Consider the following 16593-nt stretch of genomic DNA (forward strand, 5'->3'; position numbering starts at 1 on the left):
ATCCGGTCACCACGGCGAGCGTGACGGCAGCGAGGAGCAACCCTCTTGACAACATTAGGTAAGCCTAACCATATTACTCGATGGATAGGTAAGGCTTACCTAATCCTGTTACGTCGTCGTGATCGAAGGGACGATCCCCGCATGTCGAAGAGATCCACCGCGCTCCGCGCCGCTCTGGTCACCGCCACCGCCGCGGCGGCCGCCACCGCGCTCGCCGCACCCGCGTCCGCCGCCGGCGGCTCGGCCACCCACAACGGCTTCGCGCTCACCGCGTCCAACGCCACCGGCCTCGCCGCCGCGGGCGAGACGGTCACGGTGACGGGCAGCGGCTTCAGCGCGCTGAACGGCTACTACGTCGCGCTGTGCGCGGTGCCCGAGGACTACAGCTACGGCGTGAAGCCCAGCCCCTGCGCGGGCGGCGACGGCCAGGGCGGCACCGGCGTCGGCCCGTCCGCGTGGGTGACGAACTCACCGGGCGGCACGTCGACGATCGCGGCCAACGGCACGTTCACCACGCGGATCCGCGTAGCCCGGGCCGGCACCGGCCTGGACTGCGGCGACCCGTCGGTGACGTGCGCGATCGTCTCCCGCCGTGACCACGTGTCGGCCAACGACCGCACGGCGGACGTGTTCATCCCGGTCACCTTCTCCTGACCGGAGCCGCGTCGCTCCGGTACGCACCGGAGCGACGCGGTCGGGACGGCCGCGGGTCGGTCACCTTTCGAGAATTCGGGGGATGCTTCATCCCGGACATCGGGCATTCGCGAGACATTCGCACCGGCCGAATAACGGACTCGTTCCAAATCGGGCCGGGAACCCGGATTCTGATCGGGCCATACGCCCATCACACTGCCCGCGGAATAATTGACCACACTCCCTGTCAGCGGAGAGGTCACGCGACCCGAATCCAGGTGTCCTGGCCGGGCGGCTGCTGTTCGCGGTGCAGCTCTTCGCAAAGCTGCACCCCCGCCACGGCTCGGTACTGGCCCACCTGGAGAAAGACGGCGTGCGAGCGACGGAGCTGTCCCGCCTGTCGTCCACGCTGACCGGTGCTGGGGCTGCTGCTGTAGCAGCGGTGGAATCGTGCGTGCCCGCCGAGCTCGGGCCGCTGTTGCGCCGCTGTGCTGCAGGTCCTGACCGGGACCGAGTGGCCGGTGCCCCCGGCGGCGCTGCGCGCTGACCAGGCCTGGGCTGCTGTTGTACCAGCGGAATCGCAGGTACCGACGGCGTCGCGTGGCCGCCGCATCGGTGGAACCGCGCGTGCTGAGCGGGACCGTTTGGCCGGTGCATCAGCGGAATCGCAGGTACCGACGGCGTCGAGTGGCCGCCGCGTCGGCGGAACTGCGCGTGCTGGCCGGGACCGTTTGGCCGGTGCATCAGCGGAATCGCAGGTACCGACGGCGTCGAGTGGCCGCCGCATCGGTGGAACCGCGCGTGCTGACCGGGACCGTTTGGCCGGTGCTCCGGCGGTGCCGCGCGCCGACCGGCTTGGGCTGGTGCTGTACCAGCGGAACCGCGCGCACCGACCAGCACCGATTGGCTGGTGCACCAGCGGCCCTGCGTTGGCTGGGCTTGAGCTGCTGCCGCATCGGCGGACCCGCGCGCGCCGATCGGCCAGCGCGCCAGCGGTACCGCCCCGCTGAACGGGACTGAGCAGCCGCTGCACCAGGGGAACCGCTGGCAATCACCGGCTCCGAGTTGCTGGCTCAGCAGGGAGCCGCAAGCGCTGACCGACCTCGATTGGCTGCCCCACCAGCGGTATCTCGGGCGCTGACTGGGCCCGAGTAGTTGCCGCACGCCTCGGGATCGCAAGCGTCGACCGAGTCGATTGGCCAGTGCGTCAGCGGCACCACACCAGTTGGACGGGCCCGAGTGGTCGGCGCAGTAGTGAAACCCGCACGAAAGCTGACCGGGTCTGGGCAGTCGTCGGGGCAGCGGAGCCGCAGGGACCGGCCGGGCTCGGCGGCCGCCGTCGCAGCAGAATCGCAAGGGACTGACCGGCACCGAGCTGTGCCGTAGCGGCGGAGCCGTAGCGGCGGAGCCGTAGCGCTGACCGGGACCGGGCAGCCCTCGCACCGGTGAGCCGCACGTGTTGACCAGGCTCTAGCAGTCGCTGAGCCAAGGGAACCGCGCGTCGACCCCGAAGCCGAGCTGCCGCTGTGCCATGGAACCGCAAGTACTTGACCAGGACCGAGCAAGCGCCCGCAGCGCCCGCAAGCCCTGACCAGTGCCACACGGCAGCCCGGCCGAGATGCAGACTGCGGCCCGTTTTCAACCAGCCGCCTGCGATGCTCGGGCCTGTCTGCGATGCCCATGCCCGGCCGGCCACGATGCCCAGGCCCGGCCAACGATGCCGGGCTCGGCTGGAGGCCCAGACACAGCCGATGCCCAGCCCCGGCCGTAGGCCCAGCCCCCCGCCGCGATGCCCAGGCCCAGCCACAATGTCGGGACCCTGCCGGACGCCAGGCCCAGCCGGACGCCCGGACCCGGCCGCGATGCCAGACTCGGCCGCGATGCCGGGGCCTGGCCGGATTCCCAGGCCCAGCCGTCCGCGATGCCAGACCCTGCCGGACGCCCGGACCCGGCCGCGATGCCAGACTCGGCCGCGATGCCGGGGCCTGGCCGGATTCCCAGGCCCAGCCGTCCGCGATGCCAGACCCTGCCGGACGCCCGGACCCGGCCGCGATGCCAGACTCGGCCGCGATGTCGGACCCAGCCGGATGCCCGGACCCGGCCGCGATGCCAGACCCTGCCGCGGACGCCCAGACCCGAACAACCCCCGGACATGCGGAAGGGCCCCGCACCACTGGTGCGGGGCCCTTCCGGCGTCAGAAGCTACTTCACTTCTTCTTGGCGGCCGACGTGCGCTTGGCCGGGGCCTTGGCTGCGGCGGGCTTCTTCGCCGCCGCGGTCTTGGTGGCGGCCGGCTTGGCCGCGGCCTTGGCCCGGGTGGTGGTGGCCTTGGCGGCGGTGGCCTTGGCCGGGGCGGCCTTGGCGGCCGCGGTCTTCGGGGCGGCCTTGGTGGCGGTCGCCGCCTTGGTCGCGGTGGCCTTGGCGGCCGGCTTCGCCGTGGTGGCGCGCGTGCGGGTGGCCGTCGCGCGGGCGGTGGCCGGCTTGGCCGCGGCCGCGCGGGGCGTGGTGGCCCGCGTGCTGGTGGCCTTCGCCGGCGCGGACGCCTTGGCGACAGCCGCACGCGTGGTGGTGGTGGCGGCGGTCGCGCGCTTGACCGGGGTCGCCTTCGGCAGCTTCTTCGTGCCGGAGATGACGTCCTTGAAGGTGGTGCCGGCGCGGAAGGCGGGGACGTTGGTCTTCTTCACGCGAACGGCTTCACCGGTGCGCGGGTTGCGCGCGGTGCGGGCCGCACGGGCGCGCTTCTCGAACACGCCGAAGCCGGTGATGTTCACCTTCTCGCCCTTGTTGACCGTCCGGATGATGATGTCGACCAGACCGTCAACGGCCTGCGAAGCCACCTTCTTGTCGCCCAAACGCTCAGACAGCGCCTCGATCAGCTGGGCCTTGTTCGTCATTCCAGTCCTCCATAGTGGAACTTGTACACGGCCCATCTCGGCCGACACTGCACACGGTATTACCAATACCGCACAAAATCCAACTGGGGGTCGAAATATTTCCTTGTACGGGGGCGGGTTCCGCCCCCTGAGAGGGGCTTGCCCGATCCCGCCCGCAACGGTCCCGGGAAGCCGACCATGGCCCTGAGCAGGCAAAACTCGGTTCCGGTGCCGTCCACAGTGGTCGTCCATATAGGACCGGTGGGGTCCCGGAAGACTTTTTCGCCGACACGCCGCGCCGGGCGCGTCCGGCGTGTGGCTGAGGCCACTCCGGCCCCGATCCCGCGCTGCGATCGGGGATCGCGGGCCCGCCGGCGGCCCCCGCGAGGCCCCGCCGGACCCCGCGGCGAGGGCCGCCGGCGCCGCTTCACCCTGGAGCCAGCGGAAGTCCGGACGGCGGCCCGGGGGAAGCCCGGCGCCGGGCGGTAACGCCGCGCCCCGCCGGGACGACCTTTCCGGCGTGCGGGACCCCGGCCGGGTGCCGCCCGAAATGCCTGTGGTGACTAAAAGATCTTCCCCGAAGGGTGAACTCACTCGTTCGGCCCAGCCGTGGCGGGCGGTGACGTCCTCGGTACCGCGGAAGGCGCAACGCCGTGTTGGCCGGGGCCGCGGACTTCCGGCGGGCTAGTCTGCGGCCGGAGGAAGCGCCGGGCGGACAGGGAGAACCGTGGACCAGGAGACTCTCACCACCGTGGTCGGACGGGTGGCGGGCACCGAGGATTCGACGCCGCTGCAGTTCCACGTGGCCATCGATCCGGAAGCCTATCTGCAGCTCGACGACGTCGTCGTGACACGGCGGGAGCTGCCGGGGCGCGGCGAAGTCGTCTCCTACGGCGTCGTGACGCAGGTGAGCGCGCGGCACGAAGGCGCCAGCTTCGGCAGCGACGTCTTCCTGATCTCGGACGGAGTCCTGCCCGCGCAGGTGCAGGAGATCGCCGAGATCGCGACCACCCGCGTCGAGCCCGAGTGCTACGTGCCGCCGCGGCCGGGCGCCGTGGTCTCCCGTGCGGTGGGGGAGGATCGCGCGCAGGCGCTGTACTTCGACAACATGAGCCGCCAGGTGGCGGTCGGCCTGGGCCGCGACGGCGAACCGGTGTTCCTCAACCTGGACTTCCTCGACGGCACGCGCGGTGCGCACGTCAGCATCAGCGGGGTCTCCGGCGTCGCCACGAAGACGTCGTTCGCGTTGTTCCTGCTGCACTCGATCTTCCGCGGCGGCGCCCTGTCCAACGCCCACAACGCCAAGGCCCTGGTGTTCTCGGTCAAGGGCGAGGACCTGCTGTTCCTCGACACCCCGAACATCCACCTCGACGCGAAGCTGCAGGAGGAGTACGCCAAGCTCGGGCTGCCCGCGGAGCCCTTCGCCTCGGTCGGGTTCTACGCGCCGCCGACGCCGTCGGACACCACGGGGAAGCCTTACGTCACCGGGCGGACCACCGGCGTCGGCGCCTTCTGGTGGACCATCGCGGAGTTCTGCGCGACCGACCTGCTGCCCTACGTCTTCGCCGACGCCGAGGACGAGCGCAACCAGTACACGATGGTCATCCACCAGGTCGCGAACCGGTTGCGGCTGGACACCACGCCGGCCGGGAAGGACGGCGCCGCCAACGTCGACGGCGTGCTGTGCCGCACCTACGCCGAGCTGATCGACGTCATCTGCGACCGCGTCACGGACGAGGAAACCCGGGCCAGCTGGGCCGGTGCGGTCACCGGCGCGGGCACGGTCAACGCCTTCATCCGCCGCCTGCGCTCGAGCCAGCGCGCGCTCAACGGCCTCATCCGCGGCGACCTCACCGACCACGCCGCGCGCAAGCTCTCCACGGAGAACCAGCAGGTGACCGTGGTGGACATCCACAACCTCGTCGAGCGGGCGCAGCGGTTCGTCGTCGGCGTGACGCTCGCCGCGGAGACCGCGCGCAAGGAAGCGGCCGGCGCGGGCGGGCTGCTGTTCACGATGCTGGACGAGCTCAACAAGTACGCGCCGCGTGAAGGCAGCAGCCCGATCAAGGAAGTCCTGCTGGACATCGCCGAGCGCGGCCGCTCCCTCGGCGTGATCCTGATCGGCGCGCAGCAGACCGCGTCCGAGGTCGAACGCCGGATCGTCAGCAACAGCTCGATCCGGATCGTCGGCCGCCTCGACGCCGCGGAGGCCTCGCGCCCCGAGTACGGCTTCCTCCCGGCCAGCCAGCGGGTCCGCGCGACGCTCGCGACGCCCGGCACGATGTTCGTGAGCCAGCCGGAGATCCCGGTGCCGATCGCGGTCGGCTTCCCGTTCCCGGCCTGGGCCACGCGGCTTTCCGAGGCGGGACAGGTACCGACGACGACGGCCGCGTCCAAGAACGCCGATCCGTTCGCGGGCCTGCCCACGCGCGGCAGCAGCGACCCGTTCGGCGACGACCCACCACCTTTCTGAGCCCCCCGGCCACAGGCGAAGAACGGAAGGACGCCGCGTGAAGTTCCTGCACACCTCCGACTGGCACGTCGGCAAGACGCTCAAGGGCCGCAACCGCCTGGACGAGCAGCGCGCCGTGCTCGGCGAGATCGTCCGGATCGCGCGGAAGGAGGCCTTCGACGCGATCCTGATCGCGGGTGACCTCTACGAGACGTCGGCGCCGTCGGCCGCCGCGCAGGAACTCGTGGTGCAGGCCCTGATGGCGCTGCGCGAAACCGGTGCCGAGGTACTGGCGATCGCCGGGAACCACGACCACGCCGCGACGTTCGAGGCGTACCGGCCGCTGCTGCGGGCCGCGGGCATCCAGCTCTCCGGCGACCCGCGCCCGGTCGCCGACGGTGGCGTCGTGTCGTTCGACGCGCGGTCGACGGGCGAGCGCGTCAACGTCGCCGTGCTGCCCTTCCTTTCCCAGCGCTACGCGGTGCGCGCCGCCGAGCTGCTCGCCGGCACCCCGGCGGACAACGTCGGCCAGTACGACCAGCGTGTGCGCGACATCCTGGAGCACCTCAAGTCCGGCTTCACCGACGGTGCCGTCAACCTCGTCATGGCGCACCTGACCGTGACCGGCGGGGCGATGGGCGGCGGCGAACGCGCGGCGCAGTCCATCTTCGAGTACCACGTGCCGGCGACGGCGTTCGGCGCCGACCCGCACTACGTCGCGCTCGGGCACCTGCACCGGCGCCAGTCGCTGCCCGCGGCCTGCCCGGTGCACTACAGCGGCGCGCCGATGCCCGTCGATTTCGGCGAACAGGACAACACGAGCGTCGTGCTGTCGGTGGAGGTGACGCCGAGCACGCCGGCGAAGATCACCGAAATCCCGCTGACGTCGGGGCGGAAGCTGCGCACCGTCCACGGCACGGTGGCCGAACTCGTCGGCCGCGCCGCGGAGTTCGGCGAGGACTACCTCCGCGTCTACGTCCGGGAAGCAACCCGGGCCGGGCTGCGCGAGGAGATCCAGGAAGCCCTGCCCAACGCCCTGGAGATCCGCATCGACCCGGAGTTCGCGGCGCCGATCACGGCGTCGGGCGGCGAACGCGCGGTGGCGGACCGGTCACCGGGCGAGCTGTTCGCGGCGTACTGCGACGAGCGGACGGTGGCGGACAAGAGGGTGCAGGCGCTCTTCGCGCGGCTGCACGACGACGAGACGAGCGGGGTGTGACATGCGACCGGTACTGCTGGAGATGACCGGCTTCGCGTCGTTCCGCGAGAAGACCGAAGTCAGCTTCGAGGACACGGACTACTTCGCGCTCGTGGGGCCGACCGGCGCCGGCAAGAGCACGGTCATCGACGCGCTCACCTTCGCCCTCTACGGTTCGGTCGCCCGCTGGGACCACGAGGGTCTCGTGGCGCCCGCACTGGCCCCGACGGCGAACCGCGCGACCGTGCGGCTGGTCTTCGACGCGGGCGGCACGCGCTACCACGTGGTGCGCGAAGTCCGCCGCAGCGGCGGCAAGAAACCCACGGTCAGCGTGAAGAACGTCCGTCTGGAACGGCTCGCCGACAACGCCGCGCTCGGCGGCCCGGACGACGAGGCCGACGCCGTCGCCGCGGACTCCGAGGTGACGCCGGCGATCGAACGTCTGCTCGGGTTGACGTTCAAGCACTTCTGCACCTGCGTCGCGCTGCCGCAGGGCGACTTCGCGGAGTTCCTGCACGCCAAGGCCGCCGACCGGCAGAAGATCCTCATCAAGCTGCTGGGCTTGGAGGTCTACGAGCGGATCGGCCGCCGCGCCAACGTGACCGCCGAGCAGCAGGCGCAGCGCGCGAAGGTCCTGGAAGAGCAGCTCGGCAGTTACGCCGACGCCACCGGGGAAGCCGTCGAAGCCCTGGCCGCGCGCATGACCGCGCTGGCCGAACTGGACGCGCGGGTCGAAACGGCGTTGCCGGGGCTGACCGACGCGACCCGCGCGCACGACGAAGCCCGGCAGCTCGTCACCACGCTCACCCGGGACCTCGCGGTCCTCGACGCGCTCGAACGCCCTGACGGCGTCGAAGATCTCGAAGCCCGGCGCCGGACCGCGGCGGAGGCGGCCACGGCCGCGCGGAGCACCCTCGACTCGGCCGAGACGGCGGACGAAGCGGCCCGCGCCGCGCTGGCCGCCGCGCCCGACCGGGGCGAGCTGGAGCGGATCCGCGCCGCCCGCACGGAACTCGTGGCCGCCGAGGAGGCCCTCCCCGGCCTGGCCGAAGGCGCGAAGACGGCGTCGCAGGCCAAAGACACCGCCGCGACGGCGGTGGCCGACGCGGTGGCGATCGTCGACGCGGCCCGCAAGACCCACGACACCACCGCGCGGGCCGCCGAGAACGCCGCCGCCGACGCCGCGCGCGTCCGCGGCGAGCGGGACCGGCTGGCCGGGCTGCGGCCGCCGGCGGATCTCGGTGACCTGTCGGCGGAGTCCGCGCGCGTCGCGAAGCGCGTGACGGCCGCGGCATCCCGGCTGACCGCGGCCGAGACCGCCGACGCCGAAGCGCGCGCCGCGCTGGCCGCCCAGCCGGACGGCGCCGCGCTCACCGCGGCCCGCACCGACGCCCGCACCCTCTACACGGTGGCCGAGACCCAGCGCAAAGCCCTGCCGGAGCACGCGGCCCGCCGCGCGGAACTCGACGCGGCGCGGACGGCTTTCACCGCGTCCGACGCCGAACTCGCCGCGGCCCGGACCGCGGTGACCGACGCCGAACGCGCCGGGCAGGCGCTGGTCCTGCGGGCCGGGCTCGCCGTCGGGCACCCGTGCCCGGTGTGCGAGCAGGAAGTCTCGGCCGTGCCGGCGCACGACGGCCACGCCCACCTCGCCGAGGCCCGCGAGCGCCAGGACCAGGCGGAGCAGCGGCGCGCGGCGGCCGAAACCGCCGTCCGCAAGCTGGAACGGGCCGTGGACCGCGACGCCGACCAGTCCGCTTCGGCGGCCGCGCAGGCGGAAGAGCTGCGCGTGGCCCTCGCGGACGTCGACGGCCCGCCGGAGTCGGCTCTGCTGCTGCGCCCGGTCGAAGCCGGTGCGTCCGAGCAGGACTTCGCCGATCTCATCGCCGCGGTGCGCGAGCGGGGGGAGTGGCTGTCCGCGACGCTCGACGCCCGCGCCCGCGTCATCGAGGCCGCCCGCGCCGCCGACGCCGAACTGGCGGCGGCCCGCGCCGAGCGCACGGCGGCCCAGCGTGCCGCCGAAGTCGTCGAGAAGTCGGCCGTGGCGGCCCGGGAAGCCCTGCGGGCGGCCCGGGATCCGCTGGTGGAGCTGGGTGCGCCGGGGATCGACGCCGACGACGTCGCGGCGGGCTGGCAGCGCCTCACGGCGTGGGCGGCGACGGCGCTCGAGGCGCGGCGCACCGCGTTGGGGGCGCTCGAAGCGGCCGCCGAAGCCGCGGGCAAGGAAGCCGTCGTCGCGGCGGACGACCTCGCGTCGGCCGAGCGGACCGCCGAAACCCGCCGCACGCAGGCGAACGACGCGGGCCTGGCCGAGCAGTCGGCACGCACCCGGCTGGACACCACCACGCGCCGCCGTGACGAACTGGTCGTGACGCTCGCCGCAGCGCCGTCCGCCGACGTCGTCACTTCGCGGCTGGCGCAGGTCGCGTCGCTCGAACAAGCCGCGCGTGCCGCCGACGCGGAGCTGCGCACAGCGCGTGCCGCGGCGAAGCAAGCCATCGACGGCCAGGCGCGCGTGAGCAAAGAAGTCGAGGCCGAGCGGCAGAAGCTGTCCCGGGCGCGCGATCCCCTCGTCGGCTTCGGCGCGCCGCCGATCGACGGCGAAAGCCTGCTGGACGCGTGGACGTCGCTGACGGACTGGGCGGCCGGGCAGGCGACCGAACGCCGTGCGCGGCTGGCCGCCGCGGAGACCGCCGAGGGATCCGCCGCGGAAGCGTTGCGCGGGGCCGAACAGCAGGTCGCCGACGACGTCACCGCGCTCGGGATCACCCTGCCGGCGGGGCCCGTGCGCGACCGGGTGCCGGTGGCGCTGGCCACCGCGCGCGCCCGCGCGGAGGCCGACCACACCGAGCTGCGGCGGCGGGTGGCCCACGTCGAAGGCCTGCGCGGCGACATCGCGGGCGCGGAGTCGGAGTCGCAGGTCGCGAAGCTGCTCGCGGATCTCCTGCGCTCGGACAAGTTCCCGCGCTGGCTGATCGCCGGGGCGCTCGACACGCTGGTCGCCGAGGCGTCCGCGTCGCTGCTGGAGCTGTCCGGCGGCCAGTTCGAGCTGACCCACGACAAGGGCGACTTCCTGGTGGTGGACCACAACGAGGCCGACGCCCGCCGCCCGGTGAAGACGCTGTCGGGCGGGGAGACGTTCCAGGCGTCGCTGGCGCTGGCCCTCGCGCTGTCGTCGCAGCTGGGCGCCATGGCCGTGGCCGGCGCGACCAAGCTGGAGTCGATCTTCCTCGACGAGGGCTTCGGAACGCTCGACGAGGCGACCCTCGACGTCGTAGCGTCCACATTGGAGAACCTGTCGGCCTCCGGCACGCGGATGGTCGGCGTGATCACGCACGTGCCGGCGCTGGCCGAGCGCGTGCCGGTCCGGTTCCTGGTCACCCGCGACGGCAGCGGCTCGCACATCACCAGGGAGGGCGCATGACCGCGGTGGCGGGGATGAGCTTCAACATCGACGCCTGGGACCCGGGGTACGGCAGCTCGATGGAGGCCGAGGAGCTCGCCCGGTCGCAGGCCGAGGTCGAGCTCGACGTCGAGGTCCCGGCGGCCGAGTGGGCGCCGATCGACCCGTCGCCGGTGCCGTCGCCGCCGGACGCCGTGCTGTTCGTGGACGGCGTCCGCCGCATCGACGCCCGCGTCTGGATCGACGACCCGGACGGCGCGAACTCCGCGTCCATCGGGATCTGCGCGTCCTACGCGGCCGGGGTGGTGTGCTGCTGCGCGGGCCGGGCCCACGTCATCGGCGCCAACGTCCGGCGCGGGCTGTTCACCGTGGCCCCGGAGGCCGCCGGCATCGAGACGACGGCCGGGCGGTACGAGGCCTTCCGCGCGACGGCCAAGGACGACAAGCCCCTCGCCGTGGTGCTGTCGTCGGCACTGCAGAGCGAGCTGGCCGATGTCGAGCTGGAGACGGCCGAACAGGCGCGCCGGGCGATCGCCGGGCACGTCGCCCACGACCTGCTCGTCGTCGACGGCCCGCTGAGCGGCCGCACGCACCTGCCCCGGGCCGTCGGGTTCATCAAGAGCCACCAGACGACGTACCTGCCGGGCGAGCTCAACGCGATGGTCGGCGAGCTCACCCCGCACCAGCGCACGCCGGTGTTCCTGATGGGCACGACGTGGGTCCGGCACTCGTGGTACCTGCGCCTGCCCTCGGACGGCGGCCCGCCGTGGTCGGGGGTGGTGCGCGTCGAGGCGGCCTCGCACCTCGCGCGCGAAGAGGTGACGGACCTGGCGAACGTCACGCAGTCGGTGCTGGGGCGCTTCGCGTCGGTCCCGTACAAGGACTCGCGGGCGCCGCAGAACCTGTACCCGATCGCCGGGCTGGAGCGCGACCTGCGGCACCGGCTCGGCGACCAGCAGTTCGTCTACCGGGCGCTGCGGCTGGCCGCTTCACGCTGAGCCGGGGCCCCGGGACGGCCGACTGGGGATGCGGCCGGCCCGGGGGTCCTTTGTGGAGGGTCAGCTCAGCGACCCGTCCCCGGTCTGCGGCGCGCCGGCCGGCTTGACCGCGACCTGCGGTTTCACCGGCTTGGCGGGCTTGGCCGACGTCGACGTTGGCGGCTTGGGCTTCGTGGTGGTCGGCTTCGGCTTGGTCGTGGTGGTCGGCGGCGGGGTGCCCAGGATGGTGAACGTGCCCGTCGCCACGCGGCCGTCCGAGCACGTGAACGTCGCGGTGTACTTCCCCGGGGTCTTGATCGCCGTGGTGTGGCCGCCGGCCCGGCCCCAGTTGCCGCCTTCGGTGAACTGCAGCGGTGCGGCGAACCCCTTCGACGTGACCGCCGTGCGCGGGCTGCAGCCGTTGCCGATCGCCGCGTGGGTCTCCGCGTCGATCCGCCCGCCGGGTTCGACCTGTGCGGTGAGTCCCCAGCTGACTTCACCGGCCGCGCTCGCCGGGGCCACCAGGGTCAGCGTCGCCGCGCCCGCCACCATTACGCCGATCAGTGTTTTCTCGAGCATCCTGCGTCCTCCCTCGTTCCTCGCCTCCTCCACGCGTGAGCCGCGAAAACGGTTGAGTCCCGGGGATGTTCATGTACGTGAACGACCATCGAGTCTATGTTTTGTTGCCACGTATGCGTTACCTTCTCCCCGGCTTGGTCCCGTTCAGTGGCGAGGGAGACTCGATGCGTTACGGCCGCCTGGTTCTTTCCGCGCTACTCGGGATTTCGCTGACGGTCCCGCTGACCGGGATGGCGGCGGCGCAACCGTGGCGCGACGCGCGTCAGCCGCCCGACCGCCGGGCCGCGCAACTGGTCGCGGCGATGACGCTGGACGAGAAGATCTCCCAGCTGCACCTGCAGCCCGACGCCGAGCACCAGCGGTTCGTGCCGCCGATCCCGCGCCTCGGCGTGCCCGGGTTCCGGATCGCCAACGGCCCGGCCGGCATGGGCCCGGCCGACGACAAGCCGCAGAAACCGGCGACCGCGCTGCCCGCCACGATGGCGCTGGCCTCGACGTTCGACACCGACGCCGCGCGCCGCTACGGCCGGCTGATCGGCAGTGAGACCCGCGCGCTCGCGCACAACGTGTCCGAGGCGCCCGACATCAACATCGCGCGCGTCCCGCGCAACGGCCGGACGTTCGAGGGGATGGGGGAGGACCCGGTGCTCGCCGGGGCGCTGGCCGCCGCCGACATCCGCGGCATCCAGGAGAACGGCACCATCGCCGAGGTCAAGCACTACGCGGCGAACAACCAGGAGACGCAGCGGCAGAGCATCGACGAGCACATCGACGAACGCACGCTCAACGAGATCTACCTGCCCCATTTCGAACAGGCGGTGACCGAAGGCCGGGCCGGGTCGGTGATGTGCGCCTACCCGAAGATCAACGGCGTCTTCACGTGCGAGAACCCCGCGCTGCTGCAGGGAAAGCTGCGTGACGACTGGGGCTTCAAGGGGTTCGTGCAGTCCGACTGGGGCGCCGCGCACAGCACCGTCGGCTCGGCGAACGCGGGCATGAACCTCGAGATGATCGACGGCACCTGGTACGGCGACAAGCTGAAGCAGGCCGTGCTCGCCGGGCAGGTCACCGAGCAGCGCGTCGACGAACTGCTGCTGCCGCGGTTCCGGACGATGTTCGCCTTCGGCCAGTTCGACCACCCGCCGGTGCTCACGCCGCTGCCGACCGCCGAGCACGACGCGGCCGCGAAGCAGTTCGCCGAGCGCGGCATGGTGCTGCTGCGCAACGAGCACGCGCAGTTGCCGCTCGACTCCGCTTCGGTGCGGTCGATCGCGTTGATCGGGCCGTTCGCGACCCAGGCGAAGACCGGCGGTGGCGGCAGCTCCGCCGTCATCCCGACGTCCACAGTGGACCCGGTGACGGGCCTCCGGCAGCGGGTTCCGGGCGCCGCGGTGACGCTGGACGACGGCGGCGACCCGGCGCGGGCGGCGGCGCTGGCCGGGGCGTCCGACGTCGCGGTCGTGATGGTCGGCGACAACGAACTGGAGGGCAAGGACCGCCCGAGCCTGGCCCTCGAAGGCAACCAGGACGCGCTCGTCGCGGCGGTCGCCGCGGCCAACCCGCACACGGTGGTCGTGGTGAAGAGCGGTGGCCCGGTGCTGATGCCGTGGGCGTCGTCGGTGCCCGCGATCCTGCAGGCCTGGTACCCGGGCCAGCAGGACGGCGCGGCGGTGGCGGGCGTGCTCTTCGGTGACAGCAACCCGTCGGCGAAGCTCCCGATCACGTTCCCGGCGGCGGACGCCGACACCCCGGCGAACACACCCGAGCAGTTCCCGGGCGTCGACGGCGTGGCGTCGTACTCGGAGGGGTTGCAGGTCGGCTACCGCTGGTTCGACGCGCAGGGCAAGGCGCCGCTGTTCCCGTTCGGCTACGGCCTGTCGTACACGACGTTCGCCTTCTCGGGCCTGTCGGTGCGGAACACGGGCGACGGCGCGACGGCGACGTTCACGGTCCGCAACACCGGCCACCGCGGGGGTGCCGAGGTCGCGCAGCTGTACCTGGGCTTCCCGGCCGCCGCGGGCGAACCGCCCCGCCAGCTCAAGGGCTTCGAGCGGGTGCAGCTGGCGCCGGGGCAGGCCCGGTGCGTGACGATCAAGCTGGACGCCCGCGACTTCTCGATCTGGGACAAGGCGTGGCGCCCGGTCCACGGCGGCTTCACGATCCAGGTGGGCGACTCGTCCCGCTCCCTGCCGCTGCAGGCGTCCCTGCACCGCTGACCCACGCAAGTCCGTGAATGCCACATCGAGGGACCTAGCGTCCGTGAATGTGGCATTCACGGACTTCGGGGCGACCCGCGCGGGCTAGGCCTTGCAGCCGGGTGCGGCCGCGGCGGCGGCCATCAGCTGCGGTGACTCCGCCAGCGGGGCCACCGGGTCGTAGACGCCGTCGATGTCCTTCTGGGCCAGGTCGAGGGCGTCGCCCGCCGGGTCCTGGGACGCCTGGTCGCCCGGCTTCGCCCGGTCGAGCTCGGTCTTCGCCGAGGCCGCGCGGTCCCGGGACGTCGTGAACTTCGTGACGAACGCCGTCCGGACCTGCTCCGCCAGCGGCTCCGGGGCCGGCGGCAGCGCCGCCAGCTTGTCCACCACCTCGCCGGTCCGGTTCGCGATCCCGCCCAGCTGGGCGGAGAGCGCCTTCTGCGCCTCGGCGACCGTCGTCGGAGGGGCTCCGGGCGGCCCGGTCTCGGCGTTGTTGCGCACGCGGTAGCCGTTGATCGCGGAACAGAAGCCGTCCACCCAGCTCAGGACGGCCGGATCCGCGGTCGGCGCCACCGGGAACGGCGAGGTCACCGTCACGGTCGGGGCGGCCGGTTCCGCCCCGGGTCCGGTACAGGCGGTCAGGGCCAGGCCCACGCCCAGCAGGCCCACGGCGATCCTCATGTTTCCCCCTCGCGGTGCTCCGTTGCCGCGTACACGCGCGAGGCGGGCGAACGGTTGCCTCTCAGGCGGCAAGTGCCGCGCCGAGCGCGAGCAGGCCGTCGTCGGTCAGCTCCGCGCGCGCCCACTGCCCGACGGCGACGGCCGGGCCGAGCGCCGGCCGGATCAGCCCGGCGCGGGCCAGGTCGTGCGCGGTCGCCTGGTCGCAGCACGGCAGGCCGTCGACGCGCAGGTCGGGTTCGCAGCTGCAGGTCAGCTCGGCCCGCCCGGCCCCGACGGCCCGCAGCATCGCGAGCGCCCGGCGGTTCAGCGTGGTGGACAGCGTGGTGGACATGGTGTGCCCCCTCCATGGTTCCGTCGGGAAGGAGACGTGACCGCGGTCACCGAATACGCCACCGCGGCCAGGTTCCCCCGAAAAGGTGCACGCCGGGCCGCCGCCTGGTGGGATGAAGCCATGACGGACCAGATCGGCGACCCGGCGGTGCGCGCCTTCGTGGACGCGCTGAACGCGGGCGACCGCACGGCGTTCCAGGCCGCCTTGACCCCGGACGCGACGATGTCCGACGACGGCACCGAGCGCGACCTGGGCGACTGGACCGAGCGGGAGATCTTCGCCAGCGACGGCCACCTGACGGTCGAGAAGGCGCAGGACGACGGCCGCTCGTTCGTCGCGAGCTACTCGAACGCGACGTGGGGCGCGATGCGCACCCGCTGGAGCTTCACGGTCCGCGACGGCAAGGTCGCCCGCTTCGAAACGGGCCAGGCCTAACCCCGAACGCCGTGAGGGGCACCTTCAGGGACGCTGAGTCCCTGAAGGTGCCCCTCACGGCGTTTGTGTGACTCCTGAGGCGGGAGTGACGTCAGAGACGTTCCTGGAGCGCGTCGGCCGCCGCGAGGAGGTCCGCGGCCCAGCGGGCGCCCGGCTTGCGGCCGATGCGCTCGATCGGGCCGGACACCGAGACCGCCGCGACCACCGTGCCGGCCGAGTCGCGGACCGGCGCCGAGATGCTCGCCACTCCGGGCTCGCGCTCGGCCACGCTCTGGGCCCAGCCGCGGCGGCGGACTTCCAGCAGCGTGCGCTCGCCGAAGACCGCGTCCGCCAGGATCGTGCGCTGCGTGTGCGGATCCGCCCACGCCGCCAGCACCTTCGCGCCCGAGCCCGCCGTCATCGGCAGCCGGGAGCCGATCGGGACCGTGTCGCGCAGACCCGACGGCGGTTCGGCCGTCGCGACGCACACGCGCTGGACGCCGTCACGCCGGTACAGCTGCACGCTTTCGCCGGTGACGTCCCGCAGTTTGGGCAGGACCACGCCCGCGGCGTCGAGCAGCGGGTCGGTCGAGCCGCCCGCGAGTTCGGCCAGTGCCGTGCCCGGGCGCCAGCGTCCGTCCGGTCCGCGACGCAGCAGGCGGTGCACCTCGAGACCGACCGCGAGCCGGTGCGCGGTCGCCCGCGGCAACCCGGTCCGCGTGCACAGTTCCGCCAGGCCGCAGGGGTCGTCGGCGACCGCCTGCAGAACGGCCACTGCTTTGTCCAGTACTCCGATACCGCTATGCTGTCCCACGACCCGATACTAGCGTCCCGCACTTTGGGAAGTCCAGCATCTG

At 72.9% G+C, this 16593-nt stretch carries 12 protein-coding genes; 7 read left to right on the forward strand and 5 right to left on the reverse strand.

Translation table 11 applies throughout. The features are described from left to right. Positions 1–141: 141 nt before the first annotated feature. Positions 142–654 (forward strand): hypothetical protein, encoded by a 513-nt coding sequence (locus OHS58_RS46405; RefSeq protein ID WP_328646511.1) that lies wholly within the window; start codon positions 142–144, stop codon positions 652–654. 2186 nt (positions 655–2840) lie between these two features. Here OHS58_RS46405 and OHS58_RS46410 read toward each other — a convergent pair. Continuing rightward, positions 2841–3527 (reverse strand): HU family DNA-binding protein, encoded by a 687-nt coding sequence (locus OHS58_RS46410; protein ID WP_326946966.1) that lies wholly within the window; start codon positions 3525–3527, stop codon positions 2841–2843. A 706-nt stretch (positions 3528–4233) separates the two neighbouring features. On the opposite strand from OHS58_RS46410, the gene OHS58_RS46415 reads away from it, so the two are divergent. Genes OHS58_RS46415 through OHS58_RS46430 form a run of 4 tightly spaced genes read left to right on the forward strand, consistent with a single transcriptional unit; the run spans position 4234 to position 11557 of the window. After that, a complete protein-coding gene (locus tag OHS58_RS46415) occupies positions 4234–5979 on the forward strand; it encodes an ATP-binding protein (RefSeq protein ID WP_328646512.1) in 1746 nt (581 codons plus the stop codon). Positions 5980–6016: 37 nt separating this feature from the next. Then, on the forward strand, positions 6017–7177 hold the full coding sequence (locus tag OHS58_RS46420; RefSeq protein WP_247062044.1) for an exonuclease SbcCD subunit D: 1161 nt from the start codon (positions 6017–6019) through the stop codon (positions 7175–7177). A gap of 1 nt (position 7178) precedes the next feature. Then, entirely contained in the window at positions 7179–10580 is a 3402-nt protein-coding gene (locus OHS58_RS46425; RefSeq protein WP_328646513.1) for an SMC family ATPase, read from the forward strand. Further along, on the forward strand, positions 10577–11557 hold the full coding sequence (locus OHS58_RS46430) for a hypothetical protein (RefSeq protein WP_326955388.1): 981 nt from the start codon (positions 10577–10579) through the stop codon (positions 11555–11557). Before OHS58_RS46425 ends, OHS58_RS46430 begins: the two co-directional genes overlap by 4 nt. Before the next feature lie 60 nt (positions 11558–11617). Here the strand turns inward: OHS58_RS46430 and OHS58_RS46435 are convergent, their stop codons facing one another. Beyond that, the gene (locus OHS58_RS46435; protein ID WP_328646514.1) at positions 11618–12115 is read right to left on the reverse strand and encodes a hypothetical protein; all 498 of its coding nucleotides are present in this window, start codon (positions 12113–12115) and stop codon (positions 11618–11620) included. Positions 12116–12279: 164 nt separating this feature from the next. Between OHS58_RS46435 and OHS58_RS46440 the strand changes: the two genes are divergently transcribed. Next, entirely contained in the window at positions 12280–14331 is a 2052-nt protein-coding gene (locus tag OHS58_RS46440; RefSeq protein ID WP_328646515.1) for a glycoside hydrolase family 3 C-terminal domain-containing protein, read from the forward strand. An 84-nt stretch (positions 14332–14415) separates the two neighbouring features. Here OHS58_RS46440 and OHS58_RS46445 read toward each other — a convergent pair whose 3' ends face one another. After that, positions 14416–14991: a hypothetical protein gene (locus OHS58_RS46445; RefSeq protein ID WP_326946972.1), complete on the reverse strand. Its 576-nt coding sequence runs from the start codon at positions 14989–14991 to the stop codon at positions 14416–14418. A gap of 61 nt (positions 14992–15052) precedes the next feature. Then, positions 15053–15322, reverse strand: a complete 270-nt coding sequence (locus OHS58_RS46450; protein ID WP_326955383.1) for a hypothetical protein — start codon at positions 15320–15322, stop codon at positions 15053–15055. Positions 15323–15442: 120 nt separating this feature from the next. Here OHS58_RS46450 and OHS58_RS46455 point away from each other — a divergent pair, with 120 nt between their 5' ends. Then, the gene (locus OHS58_RS46455; RefSeq protein ID WP_328646516.1) at positions 15443–15757 is read left to right on the forward strand and encodes a nuclear transport factor 2 family protein; all 315 of its coding nucleotides are present in this window, start codon (positions 15443–15445) and stop codon (positions 15755–15757) included. Between the two features lie 91 nt (positions 15758–15848). Here the strand turns inward: OHS58_RS46455 and OHS58_RS46460 are convergent, their stop codons facing one another. Continuing rightward, positions 15849–16550, reverse strand: a complete 702-nt coding sequence (locus OHS58_RS46460; RefSeq protein ID WP_163046815.1) for an IclR family transcriptional regulator — start codon at positions 16548–16550, stop codon at positions 15849–15851. Positions 16551–16593: the final 43 nt, after the last annotated feature.

Origin of the sequence: Amycolatopsis sp. NBC_00348, from assembly GCF_036114655.1 — a bacterium.
In the GTDB taxonomy this organism is placed as follows: Bacteria; Actinomycetota; Actinomycetes; order Mycobacteriales; family Pseudonocardiaceae; genus Amycolatopsis.

Coding starts and splice junctions, on each gene's coding strand:
- OHS58_RS46410 (WP_326946966.1), bottom strand. CDS start 3,527: ATGACGAACAAGGCCCAGCTGATCGAGGCGCTGTCTGAGCGTTTGGGC.
- OHS58_RS46440 (WP_328646515.1), top strand. CDS start 12,280: ATGCGTTACGGCCGCCTGGTTCTTTCCGCGCTACTCGGGATTTCGCTG.
- OHS58_RS46455 (WP_328646516.1), top strand. CDS start 15,443: ATGACGGACCAGATCGGCGACCCGGCGGTGCGCGCCTTCGTGGACGCG.
- OHS58_RS46435 (WP_328646514.1), bottom strand. CDS start 12,115: ATGCTCGAGAAAACACTGATCGGCGTAATGGTGGCGGGCGCGGCGACG.
- OHS58_RS46445 (WP_326946972.1), bottom strand. CDS start 14,991: ATGAGGATCGCCGTGGGCCTGCTGGGCGTGGGCCTGGCCCTGACCGCC.
- OHS58_RS46430 (WP_326955388.1), top strand. CDS start 10,577: ATGACCGCGGTGGCGGGGATGAGCTTCAACATCGACGCCTGGGACCCG.
- OHS58_RS46425 (WP_328646513.1), top strand. CDS start 7,179: ATGCGACCGGTACTGCTGGAGATGACCGGCTTCGCGTCGTTCCGCGAG.
- OHS58_RS46405 (WP_328646511.1), top strand. CDS start 142: ATGTCGAAGAGATCCACCGCGCTCCGCGCCGCTCTGGTCACCGCCACC.
- OHS58_RS46450 (WP_326955383.1), bottom strand. CDS start 15,322: ATGTCCACCACGCTGTCCACCACGCTGAACCGCCGGGCGCTCGCGATG.